The following is a 19,409-nucleotide window of genomic DNA, read 5'->3' as shown; positions in this document are numbered from 1 at the left end:
CGGACGATGTCGCCGTCAGGCGACCGTGCCGGCCCCGACCGGCGCGTCGGCGCCTTCTTCCGGTTGGTCGACCTGAAGGAGATCGTAGAGAACCGGGGTCAGAAACAGCGTCAGGACGGAGGCGACGAGATATCCGCCGATGATGATGAGGCCGATCGACAGGCGGCTCTCGGCGCCCGCGCCGCTCGACAGAACCAGGGGAACGGCGCCGAGCACGGTGGAGAGAACCGTCATCAGGATCGGCCGCAGCCGCACGGCCGCCGCCTCGCTCACCGCGTCCCGGACCGAAAGCCCGCGGCTCCGCAGCTGGTTCGCGAATTCGACGATCAGGATGCCGTTCTTGGCCATCAGCCCGATCAGCATCACCATGCCGACCTGGGAATAGACGTTGATCGCCTCGCCGAGGGCAAAAAGCGTGGCCAGCGCACCGGCCACCGCCAGGGGCACGGAGAGGAGGATCACGATCGGCTGCACGAAGCTCTCGAACTGGGCGGCAAGGACCAGGTAGACGATCAGCAGGGCAAGCCCGAACGTCGTCAGAAGCCCGCCGGACGTTTCCTGAAACTGCCTGGCCTGTCCGGTCCAGGAAAGTCCCATCTGGGCGGGAAGCTCTTCGGCGATCTCGTCCGTGATCGCGATCGCCGTCTGGAGATCCGTCCCGTCCGCAAGGCCCGCGGAGATTTCGACGGAGGGTTGGCGGTCGTAGCGATTGTAGGCCCGCACGGACGCGCGGCGCGTCACCTCGACGAGGCCATCCAGCGGGACGAGATCGCCCGCATCCGTCCGGATGTTCAGTCCGCGAAGATCGGCCACCGTGTTGCGAAGCTCTTCGGGCGCCTGCAGGATGACGGGATATTGGCGGTCGCGCTCGATATATTCGGTGACTTCGGCCGATGCGAAGAAGGCCCGCACGGTCTCGGCGACCGCACGGGCGGAAATGCCGAGTTCCCGCGCCCGTTCGCGGTCGATCCCGATATCGAAGCCCGGCGTGTTCACCTCGTAATCGCGACGGACATCGACGATCTCCGTCCGCTGCCGCAACCGGTCCACGAGCGCCTGCGAATAGCGTGCGACGAGGTCGAAACTCGGCGCCGTCACCACCGCCTCGAACGGCGTGCCGCCGCCGCCGGCGCCAAGCCCTGAAGGCGCGAAAGCCCGGACGTCGGCAAGGGTGATGTCCGACAGATCCTCTCTCAATAGCGAGACGATCTCGCGCGGCGTGACGGTGCGATCCTCCCAGGGCGCCATGACGGCGACGACGAACGCCCGTCCGGCCTCGCCATACTGGCCGACGGTCGAGATCACGTTCTCGACGGCCCCGCTCTCACGGTAAGGCTCGATCAGCGCCTCGATCCGTTCGACGACGACGTCCGTCGAATCGAGACCCGCACCGGCCGAACCGTTCACGCTGACGAAGAACACGCCGCGATCCTCCTGCGGCGTCAGCTCGGAGGGCAGGCTCTGATACAGGCTCCAGGACATTCCGCTGAGAAGCGCGGCGATCGCCAGGACAGGCAGCGGCTTGCCGAGGGCAAGGGTCAGGAGCGTGCGATAGACGGAGGTCATCCACCGCGTCGCCCCGTCCACCCCCCTGGCCAGCGCGTTTCGTGCCTTGCCCTTGCGCAGGAGTTTCGCGCACAGCACCGGGCAGAGCGTCAGGGCGACGAAGGTCGAGACCGCCACAGCAATGGCAAGGGTCATTCCGAACTCGGTGAACAGGCGGCCGATCTCGCCCTCGAGGAAGGACAGCGGCAAAAACACCGCGATGAGGGTCGCCGACGTCGCCATGACGGCGAAGAACACTTCCCGTGCGCCCTCGGACGCCGCCTTGCGCGGCTCGTCCCCGCCCTCGATCCGCCGCTCGATGTTCTCGAGGACGACGATCGCGTCGTCGACCACCAGGCCGATCGCCAGGATCAGGGCGAACAGCGTGAGAATGTTGACCGAAAAGCCCGCGAACGCGATGCCGGCGCACGCGCCGAGGAGGGCGATGGGGATCGTGACGGCCGGAACGAGCGTTGCCCGGATCGAGGCCAGAAAGACGAAGATGACGCCGACGACGACCGCGACGGCGATGGCAAGGGTCTGCAGCACTTCGGCGATCGAATTGCGAATGAAGCGCGCATCGTCGCTGGTGATCTCGAGCGTGGTTCCGGCCGGAAGTTCGTCCCGGATATCGGCCACGAACCGCTCGACGGCCTCAGAGATCGTCAGCGTGTTGGCGCTCGACTGGCGCAGGATGCCGAGCCCGATCGCGGTCACGTCATTGGCGCGATACAGCGTGTCGTCCGATTCGACGCCGAGCTCGATATCGGCCAGTCCGCCGAGCCGGATCGGAAATCCGTCCCGCCTTGCGACGATGAGGTTTTCGAACTCCGCGAGCGATGCGAGCCGTGTTTCGGTCCGCAGGAGAAAATTGCGCGATCCGGTCTCGATCTGGCCCGCCGGCAGCTCGATATTGTTCGCTTCCAGCGCCGCGGAGATATCGCCGACGGTCACCCCTTGCGCGGCCATCGCGTCGGGTTTCAGCCAGACCCGAACGGCGTAAAGCCGTTCGCCCGACAGCTGCGCGGTCGCCACGCCCGAGATCGTCTCCAGCCGCGCCGTGACGAAGCGCTCCGCATAATCGGTCAGTTCGCTGGCCGACAGCGTATCGCTAGACAGGGTCAGGCGGATGATCGGATCGCCTTCCGTGTCGTTCTTCTCCACTTTGGGCTCGTCCGCCGGCTCCGGCAGATCGGGGACGATCGCCTGCACCGCCGCCCTGATGTCCGCCGTCGCCTGATCGATGTCGCGGCTCGGCTCGAAGGTGATGACCGTCCGCGAGCCCCCCAGTTCCGCCTCGGTCGTGAACGTATCGATGCCGGCAACCGTCGAGATGGCGCCTTCGATGACCGTCGTGACCTCCGCATCGACGACCCCAGGACCTGCGCCCGTATAATCGACGCTGACCGTCACCTCGGCCGCGTCGATATCCGGCAGTTCCCGGATCGGCATCCGCGACAGGCCCGCAATGCCGAGAATGACGATCAGGATGGACATGACCGAAGCGAAGACGGGGCGGCGCAGGCTGAATTCGGACAGCATCACTGGCGCGCTTCTTCCGAAGCGTCCTCGACGGCGATCTCGATCGGGACGATCTCGATGGGGGAGCCGTCCGACAGGGTGTCCCAGCCGGTGACGACGACCCTTGCGCTCTCGTCGAGACCCTCGACGATCTCCGTGCGCCCCTGCCGGCTCGATCCGAGCGTGACGTCGGTCCGCCGCGCTTCGTCGCCGACGGCCGTATAGACGTAGTTCGCCGACCCTTCGCTGATGACCGCCTCGTCGCGAACGGTCAAGGCCCGGTAGGTGTCGAAGACGAGCTGCGCGTCGACGAACATGCCGCCGGCAAGGGCGCGATCGGCGTTCTCGATCAGCACCCTGACGTCGAAGCTGCGGGAGGCCGGCTCGATGCCGGGCGAGACGAAGTCCACTTCGCCGACGAAGACGCGATCGGGATAGGGCGAGGCTTCGAGCCGAACGGTCTGGCCCTCGCGGGTCATGGCGAAATAGCGCTCCGGCAAGGCGAACTCGGCCTCGACCGAACTCAGATCCGCGAGCGTGGAGACGATGGTCGCGGGCTCGATATATTCACCCGGATCCAGATCGAAGGTTCCGAGGACGCCGTCGAACGGTGCGATCAGGCGCCGGTCCGCAAGATTGGCTTTGGCGAGCTGCAGGGCGGCCTCGGCCCGAAGGAACGCGGCACGGGCCGTCTGGATCTGCGCGGCCGCCGAGACGTTGCGCTCCTCAAGCTCCTGAAATCTCTGCAGTTGCAGGCGTGCCTCGTCGAAGCTGGCCTGCGCGTTCGCAAGTTCGGCGCGGGCCACCCGATCGTCGAGTTCGAAGATGAGATCGCCCTTGGCGACCTGCGAGCCCGATGTGGCCGGAGCGTTGACGACCCGCCCCGCGGCCAGGGGGCGCAAGTCGATGGACCTGTTCGGCAGGATCGTTCCGACGGCGGAAAACCGGTCTTCGAGTTCGCGGGTTTCGGGCGCTTCCACGGTGACCCTCGTCGCCGACGGCGATCGCGCCGCGTCCGATGCCGGCTCGCTCCCGGTCAGATAGTCCGTGCCCCAGACTCCCGCCGCAGCGAAACAGGCGATCAAGATGAGGCCTCCCAGCCATGTCAAAGCACGCCCCAAATCAAACTCCGCCTGTCGCAACCACATGGCTAGAAGTGCCCGGAAGACCGGTCATGTCAAAGCGAGCGCAACGAAATGACGCACGCGCGGGACGCCGCATCGGCCGCGAGAGCCTGTCCGGGACCGACTGCGATGGCGCCGTGCGGAGCCAGCCCGGCGGTCTTGCCTGCCGGTCCGGAACCGATCGCCTTCACGACGCGTCCCGATGCCGGTCGCGATCGCGAGGCCGGCGCGGATCCGGCCGGTCGATCAGGGACTTGGCGGCCCTCGCCGCACGCGCTTCGGTTGACGCCCGCCCCGCGAGCGGCGACACTCCCAAGGTCACGTCACGGCAGTTTCGAGAATGGGAGCACTTCGATGACCATGCCGCAATACAACGAGGCCGGTGTTGCGGAAGGCCTGCCCCAGAAGGCGCGCTACGCGCCTGGCGTGAGAATCTTCCACTGGATCGTCGCCGTCCTCGTCCTCGCCGTCTGGCCGCTCGGCATGGTGATCTCCTTCATCGCGGAGGACCACAAGACGGTCTTCTACGTGCTGCACGAATCCTTCGGCTTCCTGGTCCTCTGGATCATGCTCGCGCGGCTCGCCCTGAAGCTCCTGCGCGGAACGCCGGACCGCGAACTCATGCCGGTCTGGCAGGAACGGATCGCCGACACGGTGCATGGCCTGCTCTACGCCGCCTTGATCGCCATGCCGATCTTCGGCTTTCTCGCCACCAACGCGTTCGGCTTTCCGCTCAAGCTGTTCGGCGTCCTGCCGATCTGGAGCCCGGTCGGCAAGAACGACGATCTCGCCGTGATCTTCATGACCGTGCACCAGACGCTCGGCTGGACGATCCTCGTCCTGTTTCTCCTGCACATTGCGGGCGTGCTGCACCATCACGTGATCCGGCGGGACACGACGCTCTACCGGATGACCTGACCTTCGCCGGTTTCCAGGCGGCTCATCGCGCCGGCAGCGCCAGCATGTCCCGGTGGCCGATGCGGACCGTGCTGCCGGCACGGGCGGCCTCGGCGCGGTGGCGCAGCCAGGCGGCGATCTCGTCCTCGCCGAGCCGGTCTTGCGCGGGACCTGCGAAGCCTTCGTGGAAGGCGTCCTGCAGCGCCACGTCGCCGCGGCCGAGAACCCAGTCGCTCCTCGCCGAACGCACCGCGTAGCCCTCGGCCTCGAAGGCGCGTTCGAGCCCGATTGCGGCATCCGCGCCGAGACCCTCGCCGAACCCCTTGTCGCGCCTCTGATCCGCCGTGAACGCGGCCACCACCGCGCCGTCCAGCGCGTGCGGGCTGTCCCAGGCGATGCGCCCGTCGACGCTGAGTGCCGAATAGAGCGCAAGACCCCTGTCTCGCATCGCCCGGGCGAACGCCTCGATGAACCGCTCCGACACGAGATCGAACAGCGCCGACGCCGTCACGAGGGACGCGCCCTCGAACAGGCCATCGTCGAGCATCGACAGATCGGCCCTGCGCAGCGCGATGCGCTTTCGCGCATCCGCCGGCTGAAGCTCGCGCGCCCGTTCGAGAAGTCGCGGATCGTCGTCGACGAAGACCCAGGACTGGCCGCCGGCGCAGACCGGATCGAGCGCGCGAAAGGTGGAGCCGGTGCCGCATCCCAGATCGACGATGGCGCCGTCTCTTCCGGAAACGAAACCGGACGCGGCCAGAAGAAGGGTCTCGTTTCGGGCGCGCCGGTCCGCGGGCTCGCGCAGGGACAGCCAGCCGGCCTCGAATCCACTCATGATGCAACTTTCGAAAGGGTTTCCGCGATGCGCCGCGCCGACGTCTCCCAGGTCGGAAGGCTCCGGCCGGCCCGCCACGCGCCATCGGCCTTCGTCTTGCGCAGGCCGCAATCCGCGAGCATCGTTCTCAAGGCGCCTTCAAGCGCCTTGGCATCGCCCGGCGCGACGAGAAGTCCGGCGTCCTCGGGGACGAGGTCGGCGACGGGCCCCGCCCGGGTTCCGACGATCGGAAGCCCGTGCGCCAGCGCCTCGGCGAACACCATGCCGTAGCCCTCGTAGAGGGTCGCAAGGGCGAAGAGATCGGCGTTCGCATATTCGGAACCGATCTCGTCGAGGGCACCGGTCAGGACGACGCGCCCGCCCAGACCGCGATCGACGATCATCCGGTCGAGCAGCCGCGCGCAGGTCCCGTCCCGCCCCGGATCGCCGACGATCCGGCAACGCCAGTCGAGATCGGTGATGCCGCCCAAGGCCTCGATCAGAACATCGTGACCCTTTCGCGGAATGAGGCTGCCGATGGACAGGATCATCGGCGGATCGCCGGCGGCCGCGGCGCGCGCCTGCCGCTCGGTGCCCGGCAGGGCGACGGTGATCCGTGCCCGGTCCACATCGAAGGAAGCGACAAGCGCGCGTCCGGTTTCAGGGCTCGTGACGATGACGGCGCGCGCGAGCCTCAGGGCGCGACGCTCGAACGCCATCAGTTCGGCGGCCCGCTTATCCGAAAGCCCGGTCTCGTAGGCCAGGGGATGATGGATCAGCGCGACGAGACGAAGTCGCCCCGCATGCGGTTCGAAGATCTCGGGACTTGCGGAAAAGGCGAGCCCGTCGACGAGGACGAGGCTGCCGGCTTCGATCCCTTCGAGAAGCCCGGCGGTCTCGGCGAGATCGGCATGCGACGGCTCGGGAAAGCCCCCGGGAAGCGCCAGATGCCCGACCGTCCAGCCAAGCGCGCTGAGCGCCCCGATGACGGCCCGGTCGTAGCCGTAGCCTCCGGTGCGGGCATTGAGGTTTCCGGGAATGGCGAAGAGAACCGTCAGCGTCAAAGCGCAGCCTCGTACCAGGCCCGCGCGACATGCGATTCGTGCAGGCGCACGCGAAGCCGCTTCACGCGCCCGCCCGCCGCGCCCATCCGCCCCTCGGCGATCGCGGCGGCGATCTGACCGAAGATGTGATGGGCCAGGAACTCGGTCGTGGTGATCTTGCCGGCAAATTCCGGCTTCTCGTCGAGATTGCCGTAGTTGAGCGGCTTCAGGACGTCGGCGAGGATGGTGATGGCGGCGCCCATATCGACGCCCAGCCCATCCTCGTCGAGATCGTCGGTGAAGAAGGCGGCATCGACGGTGAACGTCGCGCCGTGCATCCCTTGCGCCGGACCGAAAACGGGCCGGGGGAGCGAATGGGCGATCATGATGTGGTCGGTGACTTCGACGGCGAACATGGGCATGAATCCTTATGTGTAGGCGATGCGATGGCAGAGGGTCTGCCGATCCCGGAGGATCCCTAGGTAGGCATCCGGAAGATCGGAAAAACCCGTTTCCCCCGAAATCAGGGCGTCGAGCCGCGCATCGGCAAGCAGCGCGAGCGCCAGATCCAGCCGTCGCGAATGGCTCCAGCGGGCGCGCCGTCCCGGCGGAACGTGGCCGACCTGGCTGCTGAGAAGGGTGAGCCGCTGGGAATGGAAGGAACGACCGAGCGGCGCCGGCACGTCCCGGTCGCCATACCAGCTCGCCTCGACGACACGCGCCTCGAAACCGGCGCAGGCGAGCGCCGTCGACAGCCCGGCGGGCGAACCCGAGGCGTGGATGACGGTGTCGCAATCGGCCGGCGCGCGCGCCGGGGGTGCGAACGGTACGCCGATCAGCGAGGCGCACGCCGCGCGGGCCGGGTCGACATCGACGAGCGTGACCTCCGTTCCGGGAATCGCGGCCGCGAGATAGCCGGTGAGAAGCCCGACGACGCCCGCCCCGACGATGGCGATCCGGTCGCCCGGCTGGATCCCTGCGTCCCACACGATGTTGAGCGCGGTCTCCATGTTGGCGGCGAGCACCGCACGCGCCGGGGGCACATCGGCCGGGATCACGCGAAGTGCCTCGAGGGGAACGGTGAACCTGTCCTGGTGCGGATGAAGGCAGAAGACGGCCCGTCCGACCCAGTCTTCCGGGCCGTCCTCGACGTGGCCGGCGACGGAATAGCCGTATTTCACGGGAAAGGGAAAATCTCCCTCCTGGAAAGGCGCGCGCATGCGGGCCCGCTCGGCCTCAGGCACCTCGCCGGCGGCGACCAGCGCCTCGGTGCCTCGGCTGATCGCGCCGAAGCGGGACCTGACGAGCGCCTCACCCCGCGAGGGCGGCGCGAGGCTGGCTTCGCGCATGCTTGGTCGATGCGCCGCTTCAAGCCAGAGCGCGCGGATGGCGAGAGGATCAGGCAAAGGCGAAACCCGTGACAGACGAGGAAGATCGAAACGACGATCGGGCTCGTCTAACTAGGGCGAAAGCGGGCGGGCGTCGCGCGGCGGGTAGAATTGTCGCATCGCCGCAAATTGCCAATGACGCACCCAAACCCTAGCTTCGCACGTAACTGTGACAGTTTAACAAAGACCGGATCGCCTTGATGCAGAAGACCAGTGCGACCGGGGATAGCAGCCCCATGGCTTTCCTCGATCAGCAGGATATTGTGCGCCGTACGTGCGAGATCGCGGTGGCGGAACTGCGCTATGGACGTCCGGTCGTGCTTGCCTCGGATCGGTCCTTCGCCGCCATCGCGCTCGATGCCGTCGGCGAGCGGGACTATGTTCGGTTCGCCGCTGCCAGTGCGGACCGACACTCCCTCTACCTCACTCGCGACCGTTCCGATGCCCTCGGCCTTGCGACCCGCTCGGGCGCGCTGGTGCCGCTGGACGGCGTCCCGTTCAACCGCGCCCGCGATCTCGGTTACCGGCTCGATGTCGCAAAGCCGCAGGCGTTCTCGCCGGCGCCCGCCGAACTGATCGACCTCACCGTCCTTTCGAGCCTCGCGCTCCTCCTGCCGGCGCTCGTCGTCACGCCGGTCGAGCCCGGCGACACGGCATTTGCCGGCCTCGCGCGGATCACGCCGCACGATATCCGGGCGTCCGCGGCGGCGGAGGCGCAGTTCGAGATCGTGGCGCGCACGATCGTTCCCTTGCGCGACGTGCCGAAAGCGGAATTCGTGGTGTTTCGCGGCGGCCTCTCCCAGCGCGACCAGGTGGCGATCGTGGTCGGCGATCCCGACCTTTCGCGGCCCGTGCCGACGCGCATCCATTCGTCCTGCCTGACGGGCGACCTGTTCGGCTCGCTCAAATGCGATTGCGGCGACCAGTTGCGCGAGTCCCTGCGCCTGATGGCCTCGCGCGGCGGCGGCATTCTCCTTTATCTCGACCAGGAAGGACGCGGCACCGGCATCGGCGCGAAGATGCGGGCCTATGGCTACCAATCCCTCGGGCTCGATACGATCGACGCCGATGCGGCCCTCGGTTTCGGGGCCGATCCCCGGCGCTACGGCGCGGCCGTCGCCATGCTCGAATGCCTCGGGGTCGCGAGCGTCGAGCTTCTGACCAACAATCCGACGAAGGTCGCCTATCTGAAACAGGCCGGCATATCGGTGACGCGCAGAACGCCGGTCATCGGCGAGGTGACGAAGGACAATCGCGACTATCTGACGACCAAGGCGGTGCGCGCCGGCCACACGCTCGACGTTTCCGCCATCGCGGCCACGCTGGTCAGCCGATGAGCGAGACCGGCCTCGAAGGCCCGGCGATCTCGGCGCGCTTCGAACGCGGACGGCTGCGCGTCGGCATTCGCCCGCTGTTTCTCGAAGCGCTCGGCGTCTTCACGGTGATCGCCCTGATCCTCGGCATCGCCGCGCCCACGGCCGCGTTGCAGGTCGGCTCGGACTGGCGCTTCATCGCGGTCGCCCTCTTCGTCTATCTCGGCATGTCGGCGCTCGCGACGAGCGGGCTTCGCGTCCATCCGCACAAGCGGTTCGGCGCCGCCAACATGATCACCAGCTTTCGCGCCGGACTGACCGCCCTCGTCGCCGCCTCGCTCATCGAGGCCGAACAATTGGGGGTCGGCGGCGACGAAGCCTTCACTTGGGCCCTGACGGGCATCGTGCTGCTGTCCCTCGCGCTGGATGGCGTCGACGGCTATGCGGCGCGCAAGACGGGAACGAGCTCCGACTTCGGCGCACGGTTCGACATGGAGGTCGACGCCTTCCTCGTGCTGACGCTCTCCTGTCTGGCGTTCGCCAGCGGCAAGGCGGAGATCTTCGTCATTCTCCTGGGCGCGATGCGCTATCTCTATCTCGCGCTCCACGCCCTCCTCCCGAAGCTGCCGGGCGATCTCGCCCCAAGCTATGTCCGCAAGGCGATCTGCGTCTTCCAGGTCGCCGCGCTCTGTCTCATCATGACGCCGGTGGTCATGCCGCCTCTGTCCAACTGGATCGCCCTTCTCGCGCTCGTTCTGCTTCTCGGCTCGTTCGGACACGATCTCTATCGCCAGGTTTCCCGCTACGGGCAGCGGAAGGCCGACCCACGATGATCGGCGGGCTGAAGGCCGGGATCGGCATTGCGCGCTCGCTCCTCGTCTATCACGGGCTGCCGTGGCGGGTGATGGCCATGCGCCGCTTCATGCGCGAGCTCGTCGGCCCCGGCGCGCTCGCCTTCGACATCGGAGCCCATGCGGGCAACCGGTCCCTGGCGCTTGCGAAAGCCGGTGCCCGCGTCGTCGCCTTCGAGCCGCAGCCGGCGTTCTTCGCCATCCTCGAACGCATCGCCGCGAAACGCCCGATCGAAATCCGCCGGGAAGCCGTCGGAGGCAGGGCCGGCCGGGTGACATTGCGAATTTCCAACCGGCATCCGACGCTGTCGAGCATCGTGCCCGGCTGGCCGGACCGGATCGGTTCGGCGTCGGGGTTCGAGATGGTGGAGTGGGACGAGGAGATCGAGGTTCCGGTCGTCACCATGGACAGCCTGATCGACCAATACGGCCTGCCGGATTTCGTCAAGATCGACGTGGAAGGGGCCGAGGCGGAGATTCTCGGCGGTCTTTCGACCGCCGTGCCGCTCGTCTCCTTCGAATATCTCCCGGCGGCGATGGACGTCGCGGACCGGTGCCTCGATCGCCTCGCCTCGCTCGGAACCTACGAATTCAATCTTGTCGTCGGCGAAAACCAGCGCTTTGCGACCAAACTCTGGATGTCGCTGGCCGATTTTCGCGATTATCTTGCTGAAACCAGCCAGTCGGGTTCGTCGGGCGACGTCTACGCACGGCTTCTTGCCGCCTCGCCTCGGGCCGAAAGCGAGGAGCCTCAGTCTTGATCGGACGTTTGGCGCTTGCGAAACAGGCGAACGAGCGGAAAATCGAAGGAAAAGACGCCCGGAAGAGCGCCGACGGTTGCCACGATTCCGTAAAGCGCGCTCGCCGCAACGCCCTCGGTCGCCGTGAAGCCGGCCAGCGGCCACAGGGCGGCGGCGGCCACCTCGCGCACGCCCCAACCGCCGACGGAGACCGGCAGCACCATGGTGAGAAGCACGGGCGGGACGAGAAGCAGGGTCTCGGTGAGACCCAGCGGCGCGCCGATCGCCCGGCTGACCGCCGCAAAGGCCGCAAGATAGGCCGCGACGACGGCGAGCGACAGGACAAGCTGCAGGGCGGCATCGCGCGGGCGCAGGAAGGCGAGACGGATCGCGGCCGCAAAGCGCGAGACGAAGCCGCCTGCGAAGCGACGCGCGGCGAATGCCAGCACGCACAGCACCGCGACCATCAGGAGACCGGCCAAAACGACGTTGCGCAGGCCCTCGGACGCGATGGCGGGCACGCCCGCGCCGGGTTGCAGCGTCCACAGGCCGACGCCGGCGGCGGCGACGAGCGCGAACGCGATCTGCCCCGACGCCCGCTCGAGGACGACGGCCTGTGCCGGTCGCTCCCAGGCGCTCGCCCCCACGCCGACCTCGCGGTTGCGCGCGACGCGGACGACATCGCCCGACACGCCGCCGGGCAGAACGAGATTGAGGAGCGAGGCGCCGTAATATTCGGTGATGGCGCGGGCAAGACCGATCGACTGGCCGATGCTCGCAGCCGTCAGGCGCCAGCGCAGGGCGGCGAGAACGATCTGGACCTGAACGAGGCCGAGCGCGACGAGGACGGGGATCCCGTCCGCTCCGAAAAGGAGCGCGAAACCCGTGCCGAGATCGACGACCCAGAACAGGCCGGCAAAGAGCAGGACGGGCGCGCAGACGCGCAGGATGACGAACAGGCGGGAGCGCAAGCGGAAATGTCTTCTCTCGTGAATGTGCCGGTCCCGAAGGGCCGGCATCGGGCCGATCGGCGTCAGCGCGAACCGGCATTGGTGAACGACATCGACAGGGATGCGGCGTTTGGCAAGTGGCACGGCGCGGTTTCGGCGAGGCCGGAGGCGTGAGCGCTGACGCCTCCCATCCCGCGCATCCGGAGCCGCCGCGGCGCAATGGCGGGATCGCCGCCGGTCTTCGCTTTGCCGCCGGTTGCCTCCTTCTGGCCGCCATCCTCTTCCTGCCCGAACGCCCCGTCGATCTTGAACGGTTTTCGCCGGGCGCCGTTCCGGTCGAGCTTCTCGCCGCCATCGGCCTTGTCGTCCTCGCGGCCGGCTCGAGCTGGCTGTTTCGGGCAAGCCTTATCGTCATCTGCAGCCTTGCCGGCATCATCCTGTTCCTGAAGCTTGCCGATCTCGGCACCTTCACCGCGTTCGGCCGGCCGTTCAATCCGCTGCTCGATCTCATCATCATCAAGGATGGCTGGAACCTCCTGACCGGCACGATCGGCCGAACGGAGGCGGCGGCCGTCATCGCGGCCGCGATTCTCGCCTGGTCCGCCACCGTCCTGCTGCTCGGCTATTGCCTCGCCGGGGCCCGCCGGATGGCGCGCGCCAAGCGCATGGCCGCCTGCGGTCTGGTCGTCGCCCTCGCAGCGATCGGCGTCCTGTTTGCGCGTCTTTCGCCCGGCGAGAGCGCCCGTGCGGCGATCCTTGCCCCCACCGCGAGCACCTACCTCACGACCCGTGTCGCGCTGATGCGACGTTCGGCGATCGATCTCGCCGCTTTCGAAAAGGCGCTGGAGGGCGACCCGCTGTCCGATCTCGACGAGGGGACCCTGCTCGACGCGCTGAAAGGCCGGGACGTCTACGTCCTCTTCGTGGAATCCTACGGGCGCACCGTGCTGGCCGACGAGACCTATCGCGCGCTGATCGCGCCGCGTCTTTCCGCCATCGAGGCCGATCTCAGAAAGGCCGGCCTTGCGGCGCGATCGGGCTGGATGACCTCCCCCACGGTCGGCGGCCAGAGCTGGCTTGCCCACGGCGCCCTGCTCGCCGGCCTGCCGACGACCGACCAGAGCCGATACGACCGCATGATCGCAAGCCGGCGCAAGAGCCTCAACACCCTGTTTCGCGAGGCCGGATGGCACACCATCGGCATCATGCCCGCAATTTCGATGGAATGGCCCGAAGGCGGCTATTACGGCTATGACGAACTCTACGTGGCGAACACGCTCGGCTACGAGGGCCTGCCGTTCAACTGGGTGACGATGCCGGACCAGTTCACGCTCGCGGCGGCGAAACGCGCGGCGGACGCGGCAAGCGGCCCGGTGATGGTGGAGGCCGCGCTGATCTCGAGCCATGCCCCCTGGACGCCGATCCCGAGACTGGTGCCCTGGGACGATGTCGGCGACGGGCGCATCTTCGACGCGCAGGCGCTGGCCGGCGATCCGCCATCGGTCGTCTGGGCCGAGCCCGACCGTATCCGCGACCATTACATCCGCTCGATCGACTACGCGCTCGAAACGATCGGCGACTTCATCGCGAAATTCGGCGAGGACGCCGTGTTCGTCGTCCTCGGCGACCACCAGCCATCCCGGCTCCTGACCGGCGACGGCGCGCCGCGCGACGTGCCGTTTCACATCATCGCCAACGATCGGGCGCTTCTGGAACGGCTCGATGGCATGGACCTCGTCGCCGCCATGACACCGGACGAGACGTCGGACACGATGGCGATGTGGGATTTCCGCGAGCGCTTCGTCAACGCCATGAGCGGGGCGGAGAGCGACGGCGAGCCGGGCATTCGGCCCGGCCTCGTCCGCACGGGCGAGCCGGCGGCGGGCGGGAACGGCTAAAAATCGCGCCCGACCGTGCAAAGGTCCGGCCGACCGATGACGTTCAGCTCATCCAGTTGCCGCCGTCGACATTGTAGGTCTGGGCGGTGACGTAATCGGAATCGCGCGAGGCGAGGAACACGGCGATACCGCGATAATCGTCCGGCACGCCCATCCGCCCGAGCGGCACGTCGATCCCGACCTGGCGCTTCTTCTCGCCCTTTTCGAGATTTTCATAGCGAGCGAAGAGCATATCGACCTCGTCCCACATGGGCGTGTCGACGACGCCGGGCGCGATTGCGTTGACGTTGATGCCCTGCTTGGCCAGCGCCAGGCCGGCGGACTGGGTGAGCGAGATGACGGCGGCCTTCGAGGCGCAGTAGACGCCGACGAGCGCCTCGCCGCGCCGGCCTGCCTGGCTCGCCATGTTGATGATCTTGCCGCGCCGGCCGGTCTCGACCATGTGCCGGGCGACAGCCTGCAGCGTGAACAGCGTCCCCTTGACGTTGACCGCGAACTGGCGATCGTAGCTTTCCTCGGTGATTTCCAGGAACGGGCCCATGTCGAAAATCGCGGCATTGTTGACCAGAATGTCGATGCCGCCGTGGCGCGCGACCGCCTCGGACACCATCGCATCGATCGAGGCCCGGTCCCGAACGTCGAGGCGCACCGCGCTCGCCCTCTCGCCGAGCTCGCCCGCGAGCGCCTCGGCCCTGTCCATCGAGACGTCGGCGATCATCACCGTCGCGCCTTCATCGACATAGGCCCGCACCATGGCCGCGCCGATCCCCTGCGCGCCGCCGGTCACGACCGCGACCTTGCCGTCGAGTTTCATGAAGATCTCCCAGACCCGTACGTCTCACACGTTTCGATCATGCGCGCCCCGGCAGGACCCTGCCAAGGGGTTCGTCCTTGAAAATTCGGTGCGTTTCGGCTTCGGGCACCGGCCCGGCCTTGCTGCGGACTAGCCGGCGGTCATTCCGGTTATAGCAAAAAAGGACCCGCGCCGGTCGGCGCAGGACCTTTCGCCGTCAGGCTGCGATGGCGCGGATCAGGCGAGCGCCGCGTCGAGGGTGATCTCGACGCCGGCAAGGGCCTTGGAGACCGGGCAGGTCTCTTTCGCCTTGGTCGCGATCTCCCTGAACGTCGCCTCGTCGATGCCGGGCACCTTGCCCTTCAGCGTGATGGCGCTGGTCTTGATGGCGAAGCCGCCCTCGACCTGCTGCACGTCGACGACCGATCGGGCGTCGAGCTCGTCGGCGGGCGTGCCGTTCTCGGCCAGCATGTGCGACAGCTGCATGGCGAAGCAGCCGGCATGGGCGGCGGCGACCAGCTCTTCGGGATTGGTGCCGGACTTGCCGCTCTCGTCCTCGAAGCGGGCCTTGAAGGAATAGCCATGATCGGCCAACGCGCCCGACTGGGTGGTGATGTGGCCGGTGCCGTCGGCGAGTGCGCCCTTCCAGATGGCGGTCGAATGACGTTTCATGTCTCTCTCCTGGTTGCGGGTCCGCGCGGCTTCCTCGCCATCGGCGGACTGATGTTGCGTCAATCGTTCACGTGTGAATAAGTTCCGGCGATGTGGCGAAAACCCGGTCTTCATCTGTTCGTGGTAGGAAGACCTTCGACGCCGTCCCCGCGGCCGACATCCGATCCGCCCGCACGGGCCCGCCAGACCCCCCATTCGCGTCGCCTCCGCGAGGTTTCATGTCGAACGTCCTGATCTTTGCGAACACGGCCCTGATGGGCGAGATCGCCGCCTGGCTCGGCGCCCTGCGCGCCGAGCGGCAGGCGAGCGAGGAGACCGTCGAGGCCTATGAGCGCGATCTGCGCCAGTTCATGACCTTTCTCACCACCTATCACGCCCGGCCCTCGCAACTGGCCGATTTCGCGGACCTGAAGCCGATGGAGCTGCGCGCCTTCCTGGCTTCGCGCCGCCGGGACGGGGCGGGTGCGAAGAGCCTCGGGCGCGGGCTTTCGGGGATCCGCTCGTTCCTGCGTCATCTGGAGCGGAAGGGTCTTGCGTCCTCCGCCGGAGCGAAGGCCATGCGCGCGCCCAGGCAGACGAAATCGCTTCCCCGGCCCCTCACCATCGCCGGCGCGCTCGACGTGACGGAGGAAGCCGACGCGTTTTCGACCGAGGCCTGGATCGGGGCGCGGGACGTCGCGGTGCTGACCCTTCTCTACGGTTGCGGGCTGCGCATCTCCGAAGCCCTGGCCCTCCGCGGCAACGCCCTCGCCGATCCGGCGGAGCGTTCGATGCCGATCACGGGCAAGGGCGGCAAGGTACGTCTCGTGCCGCTGATTCCGGCGGTCCACGAGGCGGTCGGGCGGTATCGTGCGCTCTGCCCGTTCGACCTCTCGGCGCATGAAACATTGTTTCGCGGAGCCCGGGGCGGACCGCTGAGGCCGCAGATCGTCCAGCGCAACATGGCCCGTCTGCGCGGTGCCCTGGGCCTGCCGCCGTCGGCGACGCCGCACGCCCTGCGCCATTCCTTCGCGACCCATCTCCTGGCGGCGGGCGGCGATCTGCGCACGATCCAGGACCTTCTCGGCCATGCGAGCCTGTCGACGACGCAGGCCTATACCGCGATCGATTCGGCGCGCCTCCTGTCGATCTACGACGGCGCCCATCCGCGCGCCCGGCGCAAGCCGGCCATCGATACAAAGCCTTAAACCTTTGCCATGCAGATATCGGGAGACGCAGCGGGCTCGGCATGACGGGCGAGAACGGGACATTCACGGCATGAACGACACGACCATGAAGAAGGCCGAGGCCTTCGCGGACCGGCTCCTGACCCTGGCGCTCGCCGTGCCGCTGATCATCCTGACGCTGCTGTTCGCCGGCGCGCTTCTCGGGCCCGCGGGCGCACAGGAGAGCACGCCCGAAACCGGCACCCTGGCCGATTGCGGCACCGACCTTCGCACCACGCTGTCCGAGGACCAGAGACGATCGATCGCCGGGACCGCCGCGACGATACCGGCGGGCGAAGGCCTGTTCTGGAAGATCGAGAAGGCGGGCGTCGCGCCCTCCTACCTTCTGGGCACGATCCACCTGCCCGACCCGCGCGTGACGCGGCTGAGGCCGCATGTCGCCGCGGCGCTCGAGGCGGCCGACCGCACCGTTCTGGAGCTTTCCGAGATCGCCGACCCCGCGGCCATGGCCGCCGCGATGTTCACCATGCCCGACATCATGATGCTGCCGGACGAGAAGACGTTGGAGACGATCCTCGACGACGCGCAGTACAGGACCGTCGCCGATGGCCTTGCGACCAAGGGCATTCCGATCCTGGCCATGAACAGGATGCAGCCCTGGTTCATCTCCATGAGCCTTGCCACGCCGAGCTGCCCGGCGCTCGGCGAGGACGACCCGGCCGCAGCGCTCGATTCGATCCTCGCCAAGCGAACGATCGAGAACGGCCGCGCGGTGCTGGGTCTGGAAACCGTCGACGAGCAGCTGTCCGCTCTCGCATCCATGCCGCTCGACACGCAGATCGAGCAGCTTGTCGCGACCATGGGCTATCTCGGCGACGTCAACGACATGATGGAGACGATGGTGCGGATCTACGAAGACGAGGAGATCGCCGCCCTGATGCCGACGCTGCAGGCGCTTTTCCCGGATGCCGAGGCTGTCGTGGGAGGCAGCGAGGCCTTCGCGGCCTTCGAAAAGGAGATCATCGACAAGCGCAACGAGCTCATGACCGAGCGGATGATTCCGATGCTCGAAGACGGCAACAGCTTTATCGGCGTCGGCGCGCTTCATCTCATCGGCAAGACCGGGATCGTCAGCGGCCTGCGCGAACGCGGATGGACGGTGACGAGGCAAGAGCGCGGCGCCTGACGCCATTGGCGCGAGAGCCTTTCGCGGCCCTTTGCCCGAGCAAAACGACCGGCCTCGCGCCGCCCGCCCTTCGCAAAGCCGGGGAAACATTTTACATTCGGTTCGGCCCGCCCTTCGCGCGGCGCCATGGACCGGGCGCGTCGAGATCGCGTCGGGCCGCCCGACACATCATCCGGCTGGATCGACAAAGGCTGCCATCATGACCGTTTTCGAGCGCCCGATCGTCGCCACGCTTCTCGCAATCGCCCTCGCAATCTGCGGCGCGCGGTTCGCCCACGCCTTCGAGACGAGCGCGCCGACCGCCTTCATGAAGGATTTCACCACCGGCGACGTCCTCTTCGAAAAGAACGCCGATCTCGAGATCGAGCCGGCTTCGCTCGCCAAGCTGATGACCATCGCGGTGGTCTTCAACGAACTGAAGAAGGGCACGATCACAAGGGACCAGACCTTCGAGGTCTCGGAAAACGCCTGGCGGACCGGCGGGGCCGCCTCCGGCGGCTCGACCATGTTCCTGCCGCTCGGGTCCAGCGTCAGCGTCGACGATCTCATCAAGGGCATCATCATCCAGTCGGGCAACGACGCGACCATCGTGATCGCGGAAGGCATCTCCGGCTCGGTCGAGGCGTTTTCGCAGGCGATGAACGCCAAGGCCGCGGAAATCGGTCTCACCCATTCGCGGTTCGGCAATTCGTCCGGCCTGCCCGATCCGGACAGCCGGGTGACGACGCGCGATCTCGTCACGCTCGCCGAGCACCTGATCCGCGAATATCCGGACGATTACGCGATCTTCTCGCAGGAAGCGTTCACCTTCAACGGCATCACCCAGAAGAACCGGAACCCGGTGCTGCAATTCGGTGCCGACGGCCTGAAGACCGGACACACGCAGGCGGCCGGCTACGGGCTCGTCGCCTCCGCCAAGGAGGCCGATCGCCGCATCGTCTTCGCCCTGTCGCGGATGGAATCATCGGGCGAGCGCGCCGAGGAAGCGCGCAGGATGATGGAGTTCGGACTGCAGGATTTCGAGGAAGTGACGCTGGCGAGCGAGGGCGAGACCGTCGGCGAGGTCCCAGTTCGCGGCGGGGAGATGGACAGTGTCGCCCTACAGACCGCCGAACGCGTCTCGCTGCTCGTTCCGACCGGCAGCCTGTCGGATGCAAGGCGGGTGGTTCGCGACAACGGTCCGGTCGAGGCACCGGTGGCGAAGGGCCAGCGGCTCGGCTGGCTGCAGATCAAGCGCGGCGAGGAGACGATCCGCGAAATTCCCCTGCTCGCGGCGACCGGCATCGAACGCTCGGGCTTCTTCTCGCGCATCGCCAACACCATTGCGGGCCATCTGAGCTGGAAGACGGACGCGGCCGAGTGAACCGGAGGGCTTGACCTTATGACCGCGATCGACGATATGAGGCTCATCGCGCCGTGAAAGCGCAGCGCCCGCCGGACCTTGGACCTCTCGTCCCTCGATCACCGGCTCGCGCCTCGGAAGACCACCGTTACTTTTCGTGATAGAT

General features: G+C 67.4%; 17 protein-coding genes. 8 read left to right on the top strand and 9 right to left on the bottom strand.

The genetic code is table 11. The annotated features are described in order from the left end of the window. Window positions 1-15 precede the first annotated feature (15 nt). On the bottom strand, window positions 16-3,087 hold the full coding sequence (locus U0C82_RS09545) for an efflux RND transporter permease subunit (protein ID WP_322186827.1): 3,072 nt from the start codon (window positions 3,085-3,087) through the stop codon (window positions 16-18). Further along, complete coding sequence (locus tag U0C82_RS09540) at window positions 3,087-4,151, bottom strand: efflux RND transporter periplasmic adaptor subunit (RefSeq protein ID WP_322186826.1); 1,065 nt, start codon at window positions 4,149-4,151, stop codon at window positions 3,087-3,089. Before U0C82_RS09540 ends, U0C82_RS09545 begins: the two co-directional genes overlap by 1 nt. Before the next feature lie 393 nt (window positions 4,152-4,544). On the opposite strand from U0C82_RS09540, the gene U0C82_RS09535 reads away from it, so the two are divergent. Further along, window positions 4,545-5,108: a cytochrome b gene (locus tag U0C82_RS09535; RefSeq protein WP_322186825.1), complete on the top strand. Its 564-nt coding sequence runs from the start codon at window positions 4,545-4,547 to the stop codon at window positions 5,106-5,108. A 22-nt stretch (window positions 5,109-5,130) separates the two neighbouring features. Here the strand turns inward: U0C82_RS09535 and U0C82_RS09530 are convergent, their stop codons facing one another. Genes U0C82_RS09530 through U0C82_RS09515 form a run of 4 tightly spaced genes read right to left on the bottom strand, consistent with a single transcriptional unit; the run spans window position 5,131 to window position 8,293 of the window. Next, complete coding sequence (locus U0C82_RS09530) at window positions 5,131-5,922, bottom strand: class I SAM-dependent methyltransferase (RefSeq protein WP_322186824.1); 792 nt, start codon at window positions 5,920-5,922, stop codon at window positions 5,131-5,133. Next, on the bottom strand, window positions 5,919-6,965 hold the full coding sequence (locus U0C82_RS09525) for a glycosyltransferase family 4 protein (protein WP_322186823.1): 1,047 nt from the start codon (window positions 6,963-6,965) through the stop codon (window positions 5,919-5,921). The genes U0C82_RS09530 and U0C82_RS09525 overlap by 4 nt, the downstream gene beginning before the upstream one ends. Then, a complete protein-coding gene (locus tag U0C82_RS09520) occupies window positions 6,962-7,360 on the bottom strand; it encodes a 6-pyruvoyl trahydropterin synthase family protein (RefSeq protein ID WP_322186822.1) in 399 nt (132 codons plus the stop codon). Before U0C82_RS09520 ends, U0C82_RS09525 begins: the two co-directional genes overlap by 4 nt. Window positions 7,361-7,372: 12 nt before the next feature. After that, window positions 7,373-8,293 carry a zinc-dependent alcohol dehydrogenase gene (locus tag U0C82_RS09515; protein ID WP_322186821.1) on the bottom strand — a complete coding sequence of 307 codons (921 nt, stop codon included), beginning with the start codon at window positions 8,291-8,293 and terminating at the stop codon, window positions 7,373-7,375. A 275-nt stretch (window positions 8,294-8,568) separates the two neighbouring features. Between U0C82_RS09515 and ribA the strand changes: the two genes are divergently transcribed. Genes ribA through U0C82_RS09500 form a run of 3 tightly spaced genes read left to right on the top strand, consistent with a single transcriptional unit; the run spans window position 8,569 to window position 11,257 of the window. Next, complete coding sequence (gene ribA / locus U0C82_RS09510; RefSeq protein WP_322186820.1) at window positions 8,569-9,669, top strand: GTP cyclohydrolase II RibA; 1,101 nt, start codon at window positions 8,569-8,571, stop codon at window positions 9,667-9,669. Further along, a complete protein-coding gene (locus U0C82_RS09505; protein WP_322186819.1) occupies window positions 9,666-10,478 on the top strand; it encodes a CDP-alcohol phosphatidyltransferase family protein in 813 nt (270 codons plus the stop codon). Before ribA ends, U0C82_RS09505 begins: the two co-directional genes overlap by 4 nt. Further along, window positions 10,475-11,257, top strand: a complete 783-nt coding sequence (locus tag U0C82_RS09500; protein ID WP_322186818.1) for an FkbM family methyltransferase — start codon at window positions 10,475-10,477, stop codon at window positions 11,255-11,257. Before U0C82_RS09505 ends, U0C82_RS09500 begins: the two co-directional genes overlap by 4 nt. On the opposite strand, the gene U0C82_RS09495 is transcribed toward U0C82_RS09500, so the two are convergent. Then, a complete protein-coding gene (locus tag U0C82_RS09495) occupies window positions 11,248-12,330 on the bottom strand; it encodes a lysylphosphatidylglycerol synthase transmembrane domain-containing protein (protein WP_322186817.1) in 1,083 nt (360 codons plus the stop codon). The genes U0C82_RS09500 and U0C82_RS09495 overlap by 10 nt on opposite strands. A gap of 26 nt (window positions 12,331-12,356) precedes the next feature. Here U0C82_RS09495 and U0C82_RS09490 point away from each other — a divergent pair, with 26 nt between their 5' ends. Then, a complete protein-coding gene (locus tag U0C82_RS09490; RefSeq protein WP_322186816.1) occupies window positions 12,357-14,084 on the top strand; it encodes a sulfatase-like hydrolase/transferase in 1,728 nt (575 codons plus the stop codon). A gap of 43 nt (window positions 14,085-14,127) precedes the next feature. Here the strand turns inward: U0C82_RS09490 and U0C82_RS09485 are convergent, their stop codons facing one another. Together U0C82_RS09485 and U0C82_RS09480 are read right to left on the bottom strand one after the other, a co-directional pair. Then, on the bottom strand, window positions 14,128-14,898 hold the full coding sequence (locus U0C82_RS09485) for an L-iditol 2-dehydrogenase (protein WP_322186815.1): 771 nt from the start codon (window positions 14,896-14,898) through the stop codon (window positions 14,128-14,130). A 216-nt stretch (window positions 14,899-15,114) separates the two neighbouring features. Then, complete coding sequence (locus U0C82_RS09480) at window positions 15,115-15,549, bottom strand: OsmC family protein (protein ID WP_322186814.1); 435 nt, start codon at window positions 15,547-15,549, stop codon at window positions 15,115-15,117. 218 nt (window positions 15,550-15,767) lie between these two features. Here U0C82_RS09480 and U0C82_RS09475 point away from each other — a divergent pair, with 218 nt between their 5' ends. The 3 genes from U0C82_RS09475 (at window position 15,768) to U0C82_RS09465 (ending at window position 19,264) form a co-directional block, all read left to right on the top strand. Then, complete coding sequence (locus U0C82_RS09475) at window positions 15,768-16,736, top strand: tyrosine recombinase XerC (RefSeq protein WP_322186813.1); 969 nt, start codon at window positions 15,768-15,770, stop codon at window positions 16,734-16,736. A 70-nt stretch (window positions 16,737-16,806) separates the two neighbouring features. Then, window positions 16,807-17,901, top strand: coding sequence for a TraB/GumN family protein (locus U0C82_RS09470; RefSeq protein WP_322186812.1), 1,095 nt, complete (start codon window positions 16,807-16,809; stop codon window positions 17,899-17,901). A gap of 199 nt (window positions 17,902-18,100) precedes the next feature. Next, complete coding sequence (locus tag U0C82_RS09465) at window positions 18,101-19,264, top strand: D-alanyl-D-alanine carboxypeptidase family protein (RefSeq protein WP_322186811.1); 1,164 nt, start codon at window positions 18,101-18,103, stop codon at window positions 19,262-19,264. Window positions 19,265-19,409 lie beyond the last annotated feature (145 nt).

Source organism: Fulvimarina uroteuthidis (assembly GCF_034321785.1).
Taxonomy (GTDB): Bacteria; Pseudomonadota; Alphaproteobacteria; order Rhizobiales; family Rhizobiaceae; genus Fulvimarina; species Fulvimarina uroteuthidis.
The sequence above is the reverse complement of the archived record's forward strand: the minus strand, read 5'-3'. Positions and strand labels throughout refer to the sequence as shown.

What these genes read in the sequence shown, in the direction of transcription:
- ribA (WP_322186820.1), top strand. Translation starts at nt 8,569, where the DNA reads ATGGCTTTCCTCGATCAGCAGGATATTGTGCGCCGTACGTGCGAGATC.
- U0C82_RS09505 (WP_322186819.1), top strand. Translation starts at nt 9,666, where the DNA reads ATGAGCGAGACCGGCCTCGAAGGCCCGGCGATCTCGGCGCGCTTCGAA.
- U0C82_RS09530 (WP_322186824.1), bottom strand. Translation starts at nt 5,922, where the DNA reads ATGAGTGGATTCGAGGCCGGCTGGCTGTCCCTGCGCGAGCCCGCGGAC.
- U0C82_RS09545 (WP_322186827.1), bottom strand. Translation starts at nt 3,087, where the DNA reads ATGCTGTCCGAATTCAGCCTGCGCCGCCCCGTCTTCGCTTCGGTCATG.
- U0C82_RS09520 (WP_322186822.1), bottom strand. Translation starts at nt 7,360, where the DNA reads ATGTTCGCCGTCGAAGTCACCGACCACATCATGATCGCCCATTCGCTC.
- U0C82_RS09535 (WP_322186825.1), top strand. Translation starts at nt 4,545, where the DNA reads ATGACCATGCCGCAATACAACGAGGCCGGTGTTGCGGAAGGCCTGCCC.
- U0C82_RS09485 (WP_322186815.1), bottom strand. Translation starts at nt 14,898, where the DNA reads ATGAAACTCGACGGCAAGGTCGCGGTCGTGACCGGCGGCGCGCAGGGG.
- U0C82_RS09465 (WP_322186811.1), top strand. Translation starts at nt 18,101, where the DNA reads ATGACCGTTTTCGAGCGCCCGATCGTCGCCACGCTTCTCGCAATCGCC.
- U0C82_RS09475 (WP_322186813.1), top strand. Translation starts at nt 15,768, where the DNA reads ATGTCGAACGTCCTGATCTTTGCGAACACGGCCCTGATGGGCGAGATC.
- U0C82_RS09500 (WP_322186818.1), top strand. Translation starts at nt 10,475, where the DNA reads ATGATCGGCGGGCTGAAGGCCGGGATCGGCATTGCGCGCTCGCTCCTC.
- U0C82_RS09515 (WP_322186821.1), bottom strand. Translation starts at nt 8,293, where the DNA reads ATGCGCGAAGCCAGCCTCGCGCCGCCCTCGCGGGGTGAGGCGCTCGTC.
- U0C82_RS09470 (WP_322186812.1), top strand. Translation starts at nt 16,807, where the DNA reads ATGAACGACACGACCATGAAGAAGGCCGAGGCCTTCGCGGACCGGCTC.
- U0C82_RS09480 (WP_322186814.1), bottom strand. Translation starts at nt 15,549, where the DNA reads ATGAAACGTCATTCGACCGCCATCTGGAAGGGCGCACTCGCCGACGGC.